Below are 15,735 nucleotides of genomic sequence, written 5' to 3'. Positions count from 1 at the left end.
ACAACACAATAAAATGAAAACAAAACCAATTAATCTTTGGAATATTGCTTTACTCTCACTTTTGATATGTACCTCTTGTAATGACCTTAATGATCCCACTCAAGAGGGTAATATAATTGAAGACTCTACTCCAACTCCCCCAGTGGCTGCAAAAGGGTTTTTCGTAGCCAATGAAGACTGGTTTGGACATGACGAGGGAACAGTCAATTATTTTCTGAAAAACGGAGATAATTACGACATCACTTATCGTGCTTACCGCAATGCCAACGAAGGAGAAACACTCGGTACAACTACCGAATTTGGTACGATATGGGGAGGCTGCATTTATCTCATATCCAAACAAGGTACTCGCATGGTGGTAGCCGATGCTACGACCTTAAAAAAGAAAGTTTCCATTACAGATTTACAGGGAGATGGACGTTATTTTATCGGAGTAAATGACCAAAAAGGCTATGTCAGCACAAGCAACGGTATCATAGTATTTGATATTGCCCAACTAAAAACAGGTAATGCCATAGAAGGAATAACCGGGGAAATAGGAAACATGTGTTATGCCAATGGTAAAGTATTTGCTGTATCTTCCAGAAAGATATATGTAATTGATGCTCATACAGATCAGTTAATCCATACAATAGAAGGTTCTTTCAACTCAATTACCCAAAGTAAAGATGGTACAATATGGGGAGGCGGCTCCGACAAGCTGATGAAGATAAATCCTGAAACATTGGAAACTACAGAGATAGACTATCCTGATGGACAAAAAATGAGTAATGTATGGGGCGCTTGGAATGCCGGAAGTTTTTGTGCAAGCACACAGAAAAATGTACTCTACTGGGCAAGTGGAGGTGGGATGTTTGGAGGTGCCAAAAGTATTGTCCAATATAATATTGATACAAATACTGCCAACACTAATTTCTATAAGCTGGGAATAAGTGATGAAGGACAGCAGCTGTGTTTTTATGGAGCCGGATTACGTGTGGATCCTCTTACCGACGAACTGATTCTCACGGTTTGTCATGACGGATGGGGAAGCAGTTATTTATATAACTGGATTTACAAAATCAATAATGAAGGACAAGAAATTACTCATTTCGGACTAAAGGGAAACAACGGCACAGCAGGAGAAGGAGACTGGTATTATTGGTTCCCGGCAATTCCTTTCTTCGAAGACGCCAACAAGCCCCAAATTTTGTTGAATCAGATATCATTGGAACCAGGAGAAACAAAAACCATCAATCTCAACGATAAAGTTGTAGACTACGATAACATACAATCTACTATCCAGAAGTCTGTAGAATTTGCCAATGAAGATTTATTCAGCAAAATAAACCTTGAAAATGGGATATTGACAATTACAGCAGGAAATACAACTGGGGAAACTACATGTACTATCGATGTAATATCAAACGGTGTACGTATAACCAAAACAATCCAGGCTATTATTACTGCAAATAGCAAAATCTAATAATCAATATCTATTTGTAAATAAAGATCCGTATAAATGATATACCAGTCAATTTATACGGATCTTTTGCTTTAAATACTCAACAAGTAAAATACCAAAGAAGCGCTAAAGCCCCATAACCTGAGTGCTATCAACCTGATTTCCAATTACTCCCCCAAACGGATATTCCAATAAACCAATCAGCAATAAGCTGACGTTAAATGTGTTAAAATAAAGCGTAAATTGTAATTATTCCAATTTATATCTCTATCTTTGCAGCCGAAAAGAAAAAGTGGAAAGATTTGAGTAGCTTGCAACCACGCAAAAAAATGCTAAAATACATAGTGCTTCCTTGCAGATAACACTTCTACTCTTGTCCGTACACGGATAATATTAATCATTAATTACTTAATTATTAAAAACATGGGATACTTATTCACATCTGAATCTGTGTCTGAAGGACACCCTGACAAAGTAGCGGATCAGATTTCTGATGCCGTACTCGACAAATTGCTGGCTTACGATCCTAACTCGAAAGTAGCTTGCGAAACATTGGTTACTACCGGACAGGTAGTTTTGGCAGGAGAAGTGAAAACCAAAGCGTATATCGACCTGCAACGTGTAGCACGCGAAGTCATCAACAAAATAGGATATACCAAGAGTGAATACATGTTCGAAGGAAACTCTTGCGGTGTATTCTCGGCTATCCACGAACAAAGTCCTGACATCAACCGAGGAGTAGAACGCGAAGACCCGATGAATCAGGGTGCAGGCGACCAGGGAATGATGTTTGGCTACGCAACCAAAGAAACAGAAAACTATATGCCACTGTCTCTCGACTTGGCACATAAAGTACTGATGGTACTGGCAGAAATCCGCCGTGAAGGCAAGGTTATGACTTATCTTCGTCCGGATGCAAAGAGCCAGGTAACCATTGAATACGATGACAATCGCCGTCCGGTTCGTATCGATACGATCGTAGTTTCTACTCAGCACGACGAATTTGTACAGCCTGCCGACGACTCTAAAGAAGCACAGTTGAAAGCAGACGAAGAAATGCTGGCACAAATCCGCAAGGATGTCATCGAAATCCTGATGCCTCGTGTCATTGCAGAAATTCACAATCCGGAAGTATTGGCTTTGTTCAACGACCAGATTACTTACCACGTAAACCCAACCGGTAAATTCGTAATCGGTGGCCCACATGGAGATACCGGATTGACCGGACGTAAGATTATTGTCGACACTTACGGAGGTGCCGGTGCTCATGGCGGTGGTGCTTTCTCTGGAAAAGATCCAAGCAAAGTAGACCGTAGTGCAGCTTATGCAGCACGTCACATTGCCAAAAACCTGGTAGCTGCCGGAGTAGCCGATGAAATATTGGTACAGGTTTCATATGCTATCGGAGTAGCTCGTCCGATTAATATCTATGTCAATACATACGGACGCAGCAATGTAGCTATGACCGACGGTGAAATTGCCAAGAAAGTTGACGAAATATTCGACATGCGCCCACGTGCCATCGAAGAACGCCTGAAACTGCGTAATCCTATTTATAGCGAAACTGCAGCATACGGCCACATGGGACGTGAACCTAAAGTTGTAACCAAATACTTTGAATCTGCCTACGAAGGTAACAAAGAAGTAGAAGTAGAACTGTTTACTTGGGAAAAACTTGACTACGTAGACAAAGTAAAACAAGCTTTTGGACTCTAATCTTTTTTCAATAAAAGAATAAAATAAAGAATGAGTTATAAATTTATTTCTCATTCTTTATTTTTTATTTCCCGTATTGTATTCCTCGTTTATGAATGATATAAAAAATGTATGCGTCTATAGTGCTTCCAGTACTAAAATCGCTCCGATTTATTTTGAAGCAGCACAAGAATTAGGTAAACTACTTGCTCGTCAGCGTATCAATTTAATCAATGGTGCCGGATGTTTAGGCTTGATGTGTAGTATCAGCGATGCCGCACTGGCTGCCGGAGGAACAGTGACGGGAGTTATACCTCATTTTATGGTAGAACAAGGATGGCACCATAAAGGGCTTACCAAACTGATAGAGACCGAAAGCATGCACGAACGCAAAAAAATCATGGCCGATCTTTCGGACGGTGTCATTGCACTGCCGGGAGGTTGCGGAACACTGGAAGAATTGCTTGAAATCATTACCTGGAAACAACTTGGGCTATACTTGAAACCGATTGTCATTCTTAATATAAACGGATTCTACAATCCGTTACTTGAAATGCTGGAGCTTGCTATAGAAGAAAATTTCATGCGCCGGGAACATGGACATATCTGGCAGGTAGCTACAACGCCACAAGAAGCCCTCAATTTATTATACTCTACTCCTTTGTGGAGCAAAGATATTCGTAAATTTGCAGCAATATGAACGGAGAACCCATACCTTACATGCTGCGTGCAGACTGGTTTATCACCTGCATTGTACTGCTTTGCTTTTTTCTCGGTACATTTGTACTGAAAGACGGCAAGAAATATCTGCTCTTCAGAATCAAGAAATTATTTCAAGGAGGACGGAAAAACAATCAAACAACAATTGTAGCAAACGCATACTTTCATCATAGTATTGTTTTAAACTGCATCACCTATATTTTAGGAGGATTATGCCTGTATGATTACTTTGCAGATCACTCTTCCTATCTTTTCACTCATATACCACATGGGCTTCTTTTAACGATCTACATTTTTACGGTCGTTTTATTTATATTGCTGAAATACGCCTTATATTCTTTCATTAACTGGATTTTTTTCGAGAAAGAGCAAAACAAGGCATGGATAGAAACATATTTTGACGTAATAATTTTAGGAGGGCTATTATTATTTCCGGTGGTACTATTGATTATTTATTTTGACCTGAATTTTGCCACAACAAAAGTTTTCATACTATTTATTCTTATTTTTACTAAAATATTGCTATTTTATAAGTGTATTAGAAACTTTTTCAAACAAATTCATGGTATTCTACATTTAATTCTGTACTTTTGCGCTCTCGAATTAGCACCCTCTTTCTTGTTATGGGAAGGAATAAATTATACTAATCATTTTTTATTTTTAAACTTTTAGAAAATTGAAGATAAAGAAAATTCTGGTTTCTCAGCCTAAACCCACATCAGAAAAGTCACCCTATTTTGACATTGCTGAGAAGTACGGCGTGGAGATAGTTTTCCGTCCGTTTATAAAAGTTGAGAGTCTGTCGGCAAAAGAATTCAGACAACAAAAAATATCAATTTTAGATCATACAGCTGTCGTATTTACATCACGTCATGCTATTGATCATTTTTTCAATCTGTGTACTGAGTTGCGCGTCACAATTCCTGAAACAATGAAATACTTCTGTACTTCAGAAGCAATTGCATTGTACATACAGAAATATGTGCAATATCGCAAACGTAAAGTATTCTTTGGAGCAACCGGTAAGTTTGCTGATTTGATACCACAAATCGTCAAACATAACACAGAAAAGTATTTTATCCCAATGTCTGACGTGCACAACGATGAAGTAAAAGACTTATTGGACAAACATAAAATACAACATACAGAAGGCGTTATGTACCGTACGGTAAGCAACGACTTTACTCCTGAGGAAAAGTTCGACTATGACATGCTGATATTCTTCAGTCCGGCCGGTATCCAGTCGCTGATGAAGAATTTCCCGAACTTTGAACAGAAGGACATTGCCATTGGTAGTTTTGGACCTACTACAGCCAAAGCTGTAAAAGATGCAGGATTACGTCTCGACTTAGAAGCTCCTACAAGTGTAGCACCTTCTATGCCTGCAGCATTGGACATGTTCATTGGCGAGCATAACAAGTAATTCATTTGAATATCATTGTCCTGAACATAATAAAAAGTCTGCAACTGCGCTGAGAAACGCAATTTAAGTTTATCTTTGTAGACAGTTATTATGTTCAGGACTATTTTTATATAATTCCCATCATGGCAGAAACAGAAAAACAGACTTTACGAAAAGCAGAACGTTTAAACAGCCGGATTCTTATTGAACGTTTGTTTTCCGGTGGCGGAAAATCATTCCCTGCCTTTCCGCTACGTATTGTCTATATGCCTGTTGAAAAAGAAAATCTGCCTGTTGTGTCTATTCTTATCAGCGTACCTAAAAAACGTTTTAAACGGGCAGTCAAACGCAATCGTGTGAAACGTCAGATAAGGGAAGCCTACCGCAAACATCGGCAAATTCTGACCGACTCTCTGACTGCTTCCGGCAAAAAGGCTATCATAGCCTTTATTTGGTTGGATAATGAGCTTCATTCTTCCAATGAAGTAGAAGCAAAAGTAAAGAAACTTCTGACGCTTACTACAGAGCATTTCTCATGAGAAAACTGATTACGTATCTGCTTTTGCTTCCCATTTACTTCTACCGGAACTGTATTTCTCCTTTCACGCCTCCTTCATGCCGGTTCATCCCAACATGCTCACAGTATGCCGTTGAAGCACTCAAGAAACACGGACCGATAAAAGGATTATATCTCACCATACGCCGTCTTTTACGCTGCCATCCATGGGGAGGCTCAGGATATGACCCTGTACCGTAATAATCACCAGACTATGCTGCTCGATATCCATACCCACCGGTTGCCTTCTTCTGCATCATCAGTTATTCTCAGCTGTTCCATGTGGAACACACCAATACCCAATGAAACTGTATTCCTATCGGCAAGTATTCATCCGTGGTATGTATCTGAAGCGGATTATAAAGACCAATTGGAATGGGTTCGTACAATGGCTGCAACTGATACAAGAACTATTGCCATCGGCGAAGCCGGATTGGATAAATTGTGTCAAACTCCCTTTGAACTTCAGTTAAATGTATTCCGCGAAATCATTCCCATAGCCGAACAATATCGGCTTCCGCTCATTCTACATGCTGTTAAAACCACAAACGAACTAATCGCATTAAAAAAAGAATACTGCCCACATAGTGCATGGATTATCCATGGTTTCAGAGGGAAAAGAGAACTGGCACAGACTCTTGTCCGACAAGGATTTTATCTTTCTTTTGGAAGTAAGTATAATCACGAAGCCTTACAAAGTATCCCCAATGACCGAATTCTGATCGAAACAGATGAAGATGAACAGTCCGTACACAGTCTTTATCAGGAAGCCGCATCTTTACTCCACACTACTGAAGAAGAGCTCAAAGATAGGGTTCAGACAACGATTAACCAGCTCTTTTTTAGCCGATAAAAGTTGGTTATTCAGAGAAAGAGTCGTACTTTTGCCCCTTACTAGAATCTAACAAATATTTAAACCAAAGAATATCATTCGATGAATTTTGTAGAAGAATTAAGATGGCGCGGAATGGTACATACCATGATGCCCGGTACAGAAGAGTTACTGGAAAAAGAAATGGTCACAGCTTACGTAGGTATTGACCCTACAGCCGATTCATTGCACATCGGCCACTTGGTAAGCGTAATGATTCTGAAGCATTTCCAGCGTTGCGGACACAAACCGCTGGCTCTGGTAGGCGGTGCAACAGGTATGATTGGAGACCCTTCAGGAAAATCACAGGAACGTAACCTGTTGAACGAAGAAACACTGCGCCACAACCAGGAGTGTATCAAGAAACAGTTGAGCAAATTTCTCGACTTCGAGTCGGATGCTCCTAACCGTGCAGAATTGGTCAACAACTACGACTGGATGAAAGATTTCACCTTCCTCGATTTTGCCCGTACTGTAGGAAAGCACATCACTGTAAACTACATGATGGCAAAAGACTCTGTTCAGAAACGTCTGAACGGTGAAGCACGCGACGGTCTTTCATTTACCGAATTTACTTATCAGCTTTTACAAGGATACGACTTCCTGCATTTGTACGAAACCAAGAACTGTAAACTTCAGATGGGTGGTTCAGACCAGTGGGGAAATATTACTACCGGTGCCGAACTGATTCGCCGTACCAATGGGGGAGAGGTATTTGCATTGACTTGCCCGTTGATTACAAAGGCAGACGGAACTAAGTTCGGAAAAACTGAGTCGGGAAATGTATGGCTGGATCCACGCTATACTTCTCCATATAAATTCTATCAGTTCTGGCTGAATGTAAGCGACGAAGATGCAGAACGCTATATCAAGATCTTTACTTCTCTTACTAAAGAAGAAATTGATGCACTGATTGCAGAACAGAGAGAAGCACCACACTTGCGTACATTGCAGAAACGTCTGGCAAAAGAAGTTACTATCATGGTACACTCTGAAGAAGACTACAATGCTGCTGTAGAAGCTTCAAACATCTTGTTTGGTAATGCTACTTCAGAAGCATTGAAAAAGCTGGATGAAGACACTCTGCTGTCTGTTTTCGAAGGAGTACCTCAGTTTGAAGTAGCTAAGACTGACATCGAGGCTGGTATCAAGGCTGTAGACTTGTTTGCCGAAAAGACCAACATTTTCCCATCAAAAGGTGAAATGCGTAAAATGGTACAAGGTGGAGGCGTATCACTGAACAAAGAAAAGTTAACTGCTTTCGATCAGATGATTACCACAGCAGATCTGTTGGATGAGAAATATTTGCTTGTTCAGCGTGGTAAGAAAAACTACTACTTGATTATTGCTAAATAAACAGAAACCTGTTTATATCTTATAAATCCCCCTTTGCAAGTCAAACATTTGCAGAGGGGTATTTTTATTTCATACACTATCCAATTAATAAAAAGAATGATGCCACTGCAAAAACACAACGATACGATTCGTATAGATGTATTTCTACAGCGGCATAACCACTCTATTCTTCATTAACCTTTATCTCACAAAAGAAAAATATCTATTTATATTCTTTCGTAGCTTTTACCTTATACTTTCTTAATTCGGAACGATACCAGCGCCAAATAAAGCAAACAAAGCAATAATACCGCCATTCCAGCTGTCAGACTAAATCCATCTGAAACGACTCCCATCAACAATGGAACCAGTGCTCCACCAGATACGCCCATGATCATTAAAGCAGAAATTTCACTATCGTATTCTGGCTTGTGTTGCAAGGCACAAGAAAACAGAATAGAAAATACATTAGCACAAAGCAAACCTACCAGTACAATCATTGTACAAAGCAACCATAAAGACTGAAATGATAGCAATCCAATAAATACCGGAATACTAAGCAGCATGCTAAGCTTAAGGAAAGTACCGGAAGAAATTCTTACCAAAAGGAAAGTTCCGACAAATGTACCGATAGTACGGGCAGAAAAGTAAAGACTAGTACCCAATCCAGCCTCATCCAAAGACAAGCCAACACGTTCCATCAACAGTTTAGGAATCGTAGTATTCAAACCCACATCAATTCCAACTACAAACAGAATACCTAGAAACAACATCAGAATATAACGGTCTTTAAACAAACCAATAGCCGATGAAAAACTGGTTACATGCACTTCCTTGGAAGTATTCTCGCGTACACATCCCAACAACCAAAGCATTGAAATCAATGTAACAATAGCATATACGGGAAATATCAGTTTCCAATCTCCCCATAAAGAAGCTGCTCCTCCGGCGATAAGCGGACCAAGGAAAGAAGAAACTGCTTTCAAAAATTGTCCCAATGTAAGCACACTGGCCAATGCATTCCCCGAAATCAGTCCAGCCACCATAGGGTTTAAGGTAACCTGCAGAATTGTATTGCCAATGCCCAACAAGGCAAAGGCAAACAAAACTACAGGAAAACTGTAACTACACATCGGCAAAATCATTGCTACAATGGTTATCAGCATAGCTGTAGCCACTGTATTTTTCTTGCCAATCTTACTCATCATCACTCCGGCTGGGATAGAGAAGACAGCAAACCAGAAGAATACCATCATCGGCAACAAATTGGTTAGTGTTTCCGACAGAACAAAGTCCTTCTTCACATAGTTTGCTGCAATCCCTACCACATCCACAAATCCCATCACAAAAAAGCCAAATAAGATGGGAAATAACGTATTCTTAGATACGCATATAGGCGTTTTCATAGTAATGTCATTATTTAATATTGATCTTTAGGCTGACTGCCCATTTCTATCTGTAAATATCCTCCTTCTGTCAGTGCAGAGAACGGTATACGCGTTTCATGCAACGCTTCTCCATTCAATGTATATTGCTGTACATAAGGATTTTCTGCTGTATTGTTCTTTACTTCAATGACAAATTCCTTGCCTTTGTAGTATTGATTATTTAATTGAATGGTAATCTTATCGAACAAAGGAGCTCCCAAACCAACAGAGGGTTCAGAATCTGTCAATCCTTTTACATCAAAGAGTCCCATTGAAGAGGTCACGTACCAAGCTCCCAACTGACCTTGATCCTCATCCTGACCATATCCATAGCCGTGAATACCTTCTGTTCCATAGAACTCGTTCAAGATAGCACGAACCCATTTCTGAGTGAGCGACGGACGACCTGCTTCATTGAACAACCATGAAATATGCAGACAAGGCTGGTTACCCTGATTATAAAGCGTCTGAAGTCCGGCAAAGGCTCCTACCTCAGTACCACCACTAAATATCTTCTTCTGCGACTGAGTAAAGATACTGTCCAAACGAGCAGTAAACACATCAGCTCCCACTTTTTCGACCAAAGACTTTGTATCATGAGGTACATAGAAAGTATACTGCCATGCATTTCCTTCTTGGAATCCTCTCCAAACCTGCATCGGATCGAAAGGTTCTATAAACTGACCATCAGCCTTCTTCGGGCGGATAAAGTTTGTAGAAGCATCATAAAGTCTTTCCCACCCCTTAGACAAACGCATCAATTCATTATAATTCTTCTCATCTCCATTTTCTTTTGCCCATTGAGCTACTGCCCAAGCACTGTACGAATACTCCAATGTATGAGAAGCAGAGAACATAAACGCCTCATCGGGGCCATTTCCTTCATCCATATGAGGAACATAGCCATATTTTACAAACATCTCTGTATCGACTTTTCCAGCTCCTAAAGGACGGTTCTTTCCATCCAGTTCGTTTTTCAAGCAAGCTTCATAAGCCAGTTTTGTATCAAAATCACGTATACCGCATTGATAAGCTCCCGCAATTACCGTACTCAACAGATTAGTACCTACTCCTGATACATAACGGTTATTGGCTAAGCCATCGGCCAGCCATCCTGCATCTTTATAAGCCAGCAAATGACTGCTGATATAATCGGAAAGGTATTCCGGATAAGCCAATGCCCAAATCTGAGCCAAATTCCACTGGCCTCCCCAAATAGCATCGGTATTATACACATTGTGTACAGGCTTGTCTCCTTCCATTGGAAGCTGACCAATAGAGCCATTGTGATGCGGATAAGCACCATTCACATCGTTCACCAGTCCTCTTCCCAGCAACGCATGGTACAGACCGGTATAGAACTTAATTTTATTGTTCTTATCGGCTGTTTCCACACGTACTCGTCCTAAGTAGTTTTCCCATGTTTGGTGTGACTGTTCTTTTACTTCGTCGAACGACAGATTTTCAGCTTCTTCCTGTAAGTTGATTCGTGCATTTTCTACAGAAGTATACGACAAACCCACTTTTGCAGTCACTTGTACAGAATCTTTTACCTGATAAGTGAGATAAACACCAGCGCCTACACCTTTTGTTTCACGTACTCCCTGTTTTACATTATCACCATTGAATACACCAAAACCATCAGGCTGTTTGTCTACTACAGCAGAAAAATACAATGGCACTTGTGCTCCCGGCTGATATTTCTTTACATATTCGGGTTCAGTTATTACCCATCCCTCTATCCTGCCGTCTTCGGTATAAACGACAGAAGCATCTACTGCTGCTCCACTCTCTCCCTGACGGTTACCTATATCAAACAAAATATGATTTTCTCCACCTTTCGAGAAAGAAAAACGTTGAAAAGCGACACGAGGAGTTGCAGTAACCTCTGCCTTAATCTGATAATCTTTCAGTAGTACAGAATAATATCCAGGCTGTACAACTTCTGTATTACGGTCGAATGCCGAACGATATCCCTTCTTTACACTATCGGTAGGTAGTCCCGGTATTGTTTTCAACTCACCTTGAGTAGGCATCAAAACGATTCCTCCTACTTGGAATTCATGCAAACATGGGAAACCTTCAATAGAAGTATCACGATAATCGTATCCCGTCGCTTCCCATCCGGAAGCATTTCCTAAAGAGCCATTGGTAGAAGGTCCCGGTTTAGCCATACCAAAAGGCATTGCACCTGGTGCAAAATGAAACCAACGGCAATGAGCCGTACCGATACGCGGCTCTACATATTGCAATAATTCTTCCTGAGAAGCTACCTGCTCTTTACTTGTACTACAAGCTACGCCACCCACAGCAAGTAATGCGACCGACAATGTCTGTATATATTTCTTCATATTCTATTTATTTTTATCCAACTCATTCAATGCATACCAATATGCTCCTAAAGCAATAGCACGATTTGCGCCCACATGAGACAAAAGTACACCAATCTTCTTATCGAAGCAGCAACGTATTTTCTTATCTGTACCCGGTATATCAAGTTCATAAGAATCGCTTTGAAGAAAAGCTTCCAATTCATTCGGATTCTCCAGACAATACGGAATTGATGAAAGTCTATTAAACTCTGTACCGTCTTTCATACTGATTTTTCCTTTCAATTCGTCCATCAGTGCCGGCAGAATATACTTCGCTGCACCAGCCAGTCCTCCCCCTATCACGACCAGCCCGTCTATCAGTGACAAAGCTGTTGCAATGGCATCACCAGCCATGGTTCCCAACTCAGAGAAAGCTGCTATAGCTGCTTTTCTGTTACCAGGACATACCCCTTCGGCGATATCAAATACATCTTTAGGGGTCAATTCAGAAGTATTACCAGATAGTTCATTATATACTCTGGGAACAGCCCGTTTGCTTACACTTTCCTCTACGATGTACGAAGGATACTTCTTATTACGCAAGCACCAGATGTGTCCACCAGTCTGATTGTCTCCAAACAATAATTCCTGGTTAATAACAATTCCACATCCGAATCCGGTACCAAACGTAATACCGATAAGATTATGATAGCGTTTCGAGTTACCTGCCTTTTCCAGCAATGCGTTCACTTCCGGCAATGCTCCAGCCAAAGCCTCTCCATATGCAAAAAGATTACCGTCATTATTAATGAACACAGGAATACCGAAATGCTCCGACAAAAAAGGACCCAAGGGAACTCCCTTTCCACGGAAAGCCGGGAAGTTAGGCAGATTTCCGATAATACCGGCACGATAATCTGCCGGACCGGGAAAGGCAAAACTGATAGCAACAGGAGATTCGGAAAGCAAAGCCTTTACTTCCTCGAAACCTTTCAACAGAGTTTGAAGACATACCTGGATGTCATCTACTTCCGACGGATAAGTAATAGGAGAGACAATCTCATTTCCATCTTGAATGGCAGAGAAAACCAAATTGGTTCCCCCTGCATCCAATGTCATTACAATTCGTTTTTCCGTCTTCATAATCTTATGCATTAAAGCGTACAAATGCCTTGATGGTACCACATTCCTTACCTTCTGAAGTACCGTAAGGGCGGATAGTATATTCACCTACCGAAGCCGGTATAATAAATGTTTCAGCATAATGTACTACAAATGGTTCAAATGCATTTGTCGGACTTTCTACAATCAGTTCTTCGCCTTCGATTACGTTCAATACATTCACACCGCCATTTGTATGATGAGCAACTTTACCAGTAAACCAGTGTCTGCGTGTTTCGATAAATTCATTTTCATGCAAACCTGTACGTTCTTCTCTCCAGCCTTCTCCAGAACCCATCGGTTCTACGTGGTTGATAAGATGTTCGCGGGTAAATTCTGTCTGACGTTCCCACTGAATTACTTTTGAACCATGACCAATATTGATAGGACGAGGACGACCATCCAATCCCAAACGGCCCCAGTCCCACAACTTAAATGTAAAGATATTCGGAGTAGAACTGATTTCCAATACCATTGCACCTGCTCCGGAGCAGTGAATAGTACCACCAGGAATCAAATAATGGTCATGTTTCTTAGCCGGCCACTGATTTACATATTTATTTGCATCAAAAGCTTTTCCTGTCTGCTGCGATTCATTCAAAGCATCAATCATTTCATCCGGATTTACACCTGTCTTCAAGCCGAGGAATACAGTAGCACCTTCTTCTGCATCCAACAAATAGTAACTTTCGTCCTGAGTATAATAGATACCGAATGTATCACGAATATATTGTGTAGTAGGATGTACCTGCAAACTCAAGTTGCCTCCCTGCATCGTATCGAGGAAGTCGAAACGGATAGGGAAGTCCTGGCCAAAGCGAGCTTCTACCGGTCCACCCAACAGATTTCTTGTCTGATAGAATACCAAATTGTTTGCAGGCATTTCAAACAATTCACCTTGTACCTGAAGATTCAAGCTGTTTTCCTCAGGAACACAGTCGAAACACCATCCGAAATTTGCTCTCGAACGATCCAAATCGCACACTTCCTTCATCCACTGTCCACCCCAAGGTGCCGGATCGAAAAATGGTACTACACGGAACGGACGATGTGCTGTTTTTTCAAGACCTTTACGCAAAGTTTCTCCTTCAATCATCTTAGGTTGTCCGCTGATAGTTGTATCCAACCAATAGTCGGCTACCGGCAACAAAGTCTTTTTCAAGTTGTCACAAACTATCCAGTCTACAAAATAGCCTCTCTTGTATTGATAAGAAGGAGCTTCTTCACTATTATGTACACCCAAACCGTTAATTTCATGACGACGTGCACGCAATTGGATTTCCCAACGAGGCATATCGGCATACACCAATACATCAGCCGGACATACAGTAGCAGCTCCATGTCCATATACCAATACCAGACCTTTTGCGTCGGCAATCTGTTTTTGTGCAGTTTCTACTTTAGCCTGATCCAAGAAGTCGGCATACGAGAAATGAGCACGGAAACCAAACAAACAGTCGTCTGTAATATTCGGCTGCAACATCGGCTTCAATTCTTCTTCCGATTTAAACAAATCCTTTGTGTGAATAGTCAAAGCCGGTTTCAGCAAAGCAAATCCAGCTTCCAATTCTTCGTGATGAACTCCATGGTAACATTCTACCACACATACACAAGTACCCTGCTGTGCTTTCTGATGGATACAATGCATCAGTTCTTCACAAATATTCTCCCATCCTTTCCACAAATTACCGTTTACTGCGGTAAAAGGATGTTTATCGTAATTACTTGCTCTCATGACAACTATATATTTTAAATTTTAGACAAAAGTACAGCAATTCTTACGGAACATTCCTTACCTTTGTTGTGAATTGATTGTACAATCTTACTATTTTAGATAGTGATGAAAATAAAAGAAGGATTCAGAGGCGAACGTGTACTTTCCCTGCCAGAAGATTTGCTGTCTACTTACAGTAAAGATCCTCTGATAGGAAACTTATATCTTAGAAGGATAGGTTTCTTCCCGCACGTGAAATATCATTATATTCAGAAAAATAACGGATGTGATTATGCCATGCTGATTTACTGTACTGCCGGAGAAGGATGGTATCAGATACATGGAAAGACCTATACAGTAAAACAAAATGAATATATCATTATTCCTCCCGGAAACCCTTATGCATTCGGGGCTAATAATGATAATCCATGGACTATCTATTGGATTCATTTCCGTGGAAAATTATGCGCTAACTTTCTTCCCTCTTTTCCCAATCCTCAGCCCATTCAGCCTGGAAATTCTTCAAGAATGCAAGAACGTTTAGACCTATTCGAAGAGATCTATCAATGTTTCTCCATGGGATATATCAAAGAATACATGGTATATACTTCCCTCAGTCTATACCGTTTCTTAGGCTCTTTCATTTATCTGGAACCTTATCGGTATATCAATGTGGCAGCAGGCAACAAAGACAGTTCACTGGCTTCCAAAGCTATTCATTATATGCGGGAAAATATACACCACAACATGACTCTCAAACAGTTGGCCAGTAACTTCAAATACTCTCCCTCACACTTTTCTGCATTGTTTCAGAAAGAAACGGGAGTATCACCAATCAATTACTTCATCTGCCTGAAGATACAGAAAGCCTGCCAATACATTGAACTGACCGATATGAAAATAAACGAAGTGGCTATTCAACTAGGATTTGAAGAAACCGCCTATTTCTCACGAGTATTTACCAAAGTAATGGGAATATCTCCTTCGGAATACCGCAAGAAAGAAACAAACCGGAAATAAAGCAATTATCAAATATAAAAAAGAATCCCGGAGTACTCTTTAAGAGACTCCGGGATTTTTCTCTTTGATAAAGAGAAT

14 protein-coding genes are annotated in these 15,735 nt (G+C 40.6%); 10 read left to right on the top strand and 4 right to left on the bottom strand.

From position 1 onward, the window contains the following. The first annotated feature begins 13 nt into the window (after nt 1-13). The 9 genes from WKU26_RS11640 (at nt 14) to tyrS (ending at nt 8,044) form a co-directional block, all read left to right on the top strand. Nucleotides 14-1,465 (top strand): DUF5074 domain-containing protein, encoded by a 1,452-nt coding sequence (locus WKU26_RS11640; protein WP_340322133.1) that lies wholly within the window; start codon nt 14-16, stop codon nt 1,463-1,465. A gap of 402 nt (nt 1,466-1,867) precedes the next feature. Next, nucleotides 1,868-3,160, top strand: a complete 1,293-nt coding sequence (metK, locus tag WKU26_RS11635) for a methionine adenosyltransferase (protein ID WP_178267163.1) — start codon at nt 1,868-1,870, stop codon at nt 3,158-3,160. Nucleotides 3,161-3,251: 91 nt separating this feature from the next. Beyond that, nucleotides 3,252-3,839 (top strand): LOG family protein, encoded by a 588-nt coding sequence (locus WKU26_RS11630; protein WP_340322132.1) that lies wholly within the window; start codon nt 3,252-3,254, stop codon nt 3,837-3,839. Beyond that, the gene (locus WKU26_RS12765; protein WP_178267161.1) at nt 3,836-4,531 is read left to right on the top strand and encodes a DUF4271 domain-containing protein; all 696 of its coding nucleotides are present in this window, start codon (nt 3,836-3,838) and stop codon (nt 4,529-4,531) included. The genes WKU26_RS11630 and WKU26_RS12765 overlap by 4 nt, the downstream gene beginning before the upstream one ends. A gap of 4 nt (nt 4,532-4,535) precedes the next feature. After that, nucleotides 4,536-5,282 carry a uroporphyrinogen-III synthase gene (locus tag WKU26_RS11625; protein ID WP_340322131.1) on the top strand — a complete coding sequence of 249 codons (747 nt, stop codon included), beginning with the start codon at nt 4,536-4,538 and terminating at the stop codon, nt 5,280-5,282. 122 nt (nt 5,283-5,404) lie between these two features. Further along, entirely contained in the window at nt 5,405-5,800 is a 396-nt protein-coding gene (gene rnpA, locus WKU26_RS11620; protein WP_340322130.1) for a ribonuclease P protein component, read from the top strand. Continuing rightward, a complete protein-coding gene (yidD, locus tag WKU26_RS11615) occupies nt 5,797-6,018 on the top strand; it encodes a membrane protein insertion efficiency factor YidD (protein ID WP_340322129.1) in 222 nt (73 codons plus the stop codon). Before rnpA ends, yidD begins: the two co-directional genes overlap by 4 nt. Then, complete coding sequence (locus WKU26_RS11610) at nt 6,002-6,670, top strand: TatD family hydrolase (RefSeq protein WP_340322128.1); 669 nt, start codon at nt 6,002-6,004, stop codon at nt 6,668-6,670. Before yidD ends, WKU26_RS11610 begins: the two co-directional genes overlap by 17 nt. Nucleotides 6,671-6,751: 81 nt before the next feature. Then, a complete protein-coding gene (gene tyrS, locus WKU26_RS11605; protein ID WP_340322127.1) occupies nt 6,752-8,044 on the top strand; it encodes a tyrosine--tRNA ligase in 1,293 nt (430 codons plus the stop codon). 230 nt (nt 8,045-8,274) lie between these two features. Here the strand turns inward: tyrS and WKU26_RS11600 are convergent, their stop codons facing one another. The 4 genes from WKU26_RS11600 to WKU26_RS11585 are packed head-to-tail and all read right to left on the bottom strand — an operon-like array spanning nt 8,275 to nt 14,658. Further along, on the bottom strand, nt 8,275-9,429 hold the full coding sequence (locus tag WKU26_RS11600) for an MFS transporter (RefSeq protein ID WP_340322126.1): 1,155 nt from the start codon (nt 9,427-9,429) through the stop codon (nt 8,275-8,277). 14 nt (nt 9,430-9,443) lie between these two features. Then, nucleotides 9,444-11,801: a GH92 family glycosyl hydrolase gene (locus WKU26_RS11595; protein ID WP_340322124.1), complete on the bottom strand. Its 2,358-nt coding sequence runs from the start codon at nt 11,799-11,801 to the stop codon at nt 9,444-9,446. A gap of 3 nt (nt 11,802-11,804) precedes the next feature. Next, nucleotides 11,805-12,905 carry an ROK family protein gene (locus WKU26_RS11590; protein ID WP_340322123.1) on the bottom strand — a complete coding sequence of 367 codons (1,101 nt, stop codon included), beginning with the start codon at nt 12,903-12,905 and terminating at the stop codon, nt 11,805-11,807. A 4-nt stretch (nt 12,906-12,909) separates the two neighbouring features. Continuing rightward, on the bottom strand, nt 12,910-14,658 hold the full coding sequence (locus WKU26_RS11585) for a class I mannose-6-phosphate isomerase (protein WP_340322122.1): 1,749 nt from the start codon (nt 14,656-14,658) through the stop codon (nt 12,910-12,912). Between the two features lie 102 nt (nt 14,659-14,760). On the opposite strand from WKU26_RS11585, the gene WKU26_RS11580 reads away from it, so the two are divergent. Further along, nucleotides 14,761-15,657: an AraC family transcriptional regulator gene (locus WKU26_RS11580; protein ID WP_340322121.1), complete on the top strand. Its 897-nt coding sequence runs from the start codon at nt 14,761-14,763 to the stop codon at nt 15,655-15,657. The last annotated feature ends 78 nt before the right edge of the window (nt 15,658-15,735 follow it).

The sequence above is a fragment of the Phocaeicola sp. HCN-40430 genome (genome assembly GCF_037890285.1).
Taxonomy (GTDB): domain Bacteria; phylum Bacteroidota; class Bacteroidia; order Bacteroidales; family Bacteroidaceae; genus Phocaeicola; species Phocaeicola acetigenes.
The sequence above is the reverse complement of the archived record's forward strand: the minus strand, read 5'-3'. Positions and strand labels throughout refer to the sequence as shown.

What these genes read in the sequence shown, in the direction of transcription:
- WKU26_RS11590 (WP_340322123.1), bottom strand. Translation starts at nt 12,905, where the DNA reads ATGAAGACGGAAAAACGAATTGTAATGACATTGGATGCAGGGGGAACC.
- WKU26_RS11630 (WP_340322132.1), top strand. Translation starts at nt 3,252, where the DNA reads ATGAATGATATAAAAAATGTATGCGTCTATAGTGCTTCCAGTACTAAA.
- yidD (WP_340322129.1), top strand. Translation starts at nt 5,797, where the DNA reads ATGAGAAAACTGATTACGTATCTGCTTTTGCTTCCCATTTACTTCTAC.
- metK (WP_178267163.1), top strand. Translation starts at nt 1,868, where the DNA reads ATGGGATACTTATTCACATCTGAATCTGTGTCTGAAGGACACCCTGAC.
- WKU26_RS11600 (WP_340322126.1), bottom strand. Translation starts at nt 9,429, where the DNA reads ATGAAAACGCCTATATGCGTATCTAAGAATACGTTATTTCCCATCTTA.
- WKU26_RS11640 (WP_340322133.1), top strand. Translation starts at nt 14, where the DNA reads ATGAAAACAAAACCAATTAATCTTTGGAATATTGCTTTACTCTCACTT.
- WKU26_RS11610 (WP_340322128.1), top strand. Translation starts at nt 6,002, where the DNA reads ATGACCCTGTACCGTAATAATCACCAGACTATGCTGCTCGATATCCAT.
- WKU26_RS11595 (WP_340322124.1), bottom strand. Translation starts at nt 11,801, where the DNA reads ATGAAGAAATATATACAGACATTGTCGGTCGCATTACTTGCTGTGGGT.
- tyrS (WP_340322127.1), top strand. Translation starts at nt 6,752, where the DNA reads ATGAATTTTGTAGAAGAATTAAGATGGCGCGGAATGGTACATACCATG.
- rnpA (WP_340322130.1), top strand. Translation starts at nt 5,405, where the DNA reads ATGGCAGAAACAGAAAAACAGACTTTACGAAAAGCAGAACGTTTAAAC.
- WKU26_RS11585 (WP_340322122.1), bottom strand. Translation starts at nt 14,658, where the DNA reads ATGAGAGCAAGTAATTACGATAAACATCCTTTTACCGCAGTAAACGGT.
- WKU26_RS12765 (WP_178267161.1), top strand. Translation starts at nt 3,836, where the DNA reads ATGAACGGAGAACCCATACCTTACATGCTGCGTGCAGACTGGTTTATC.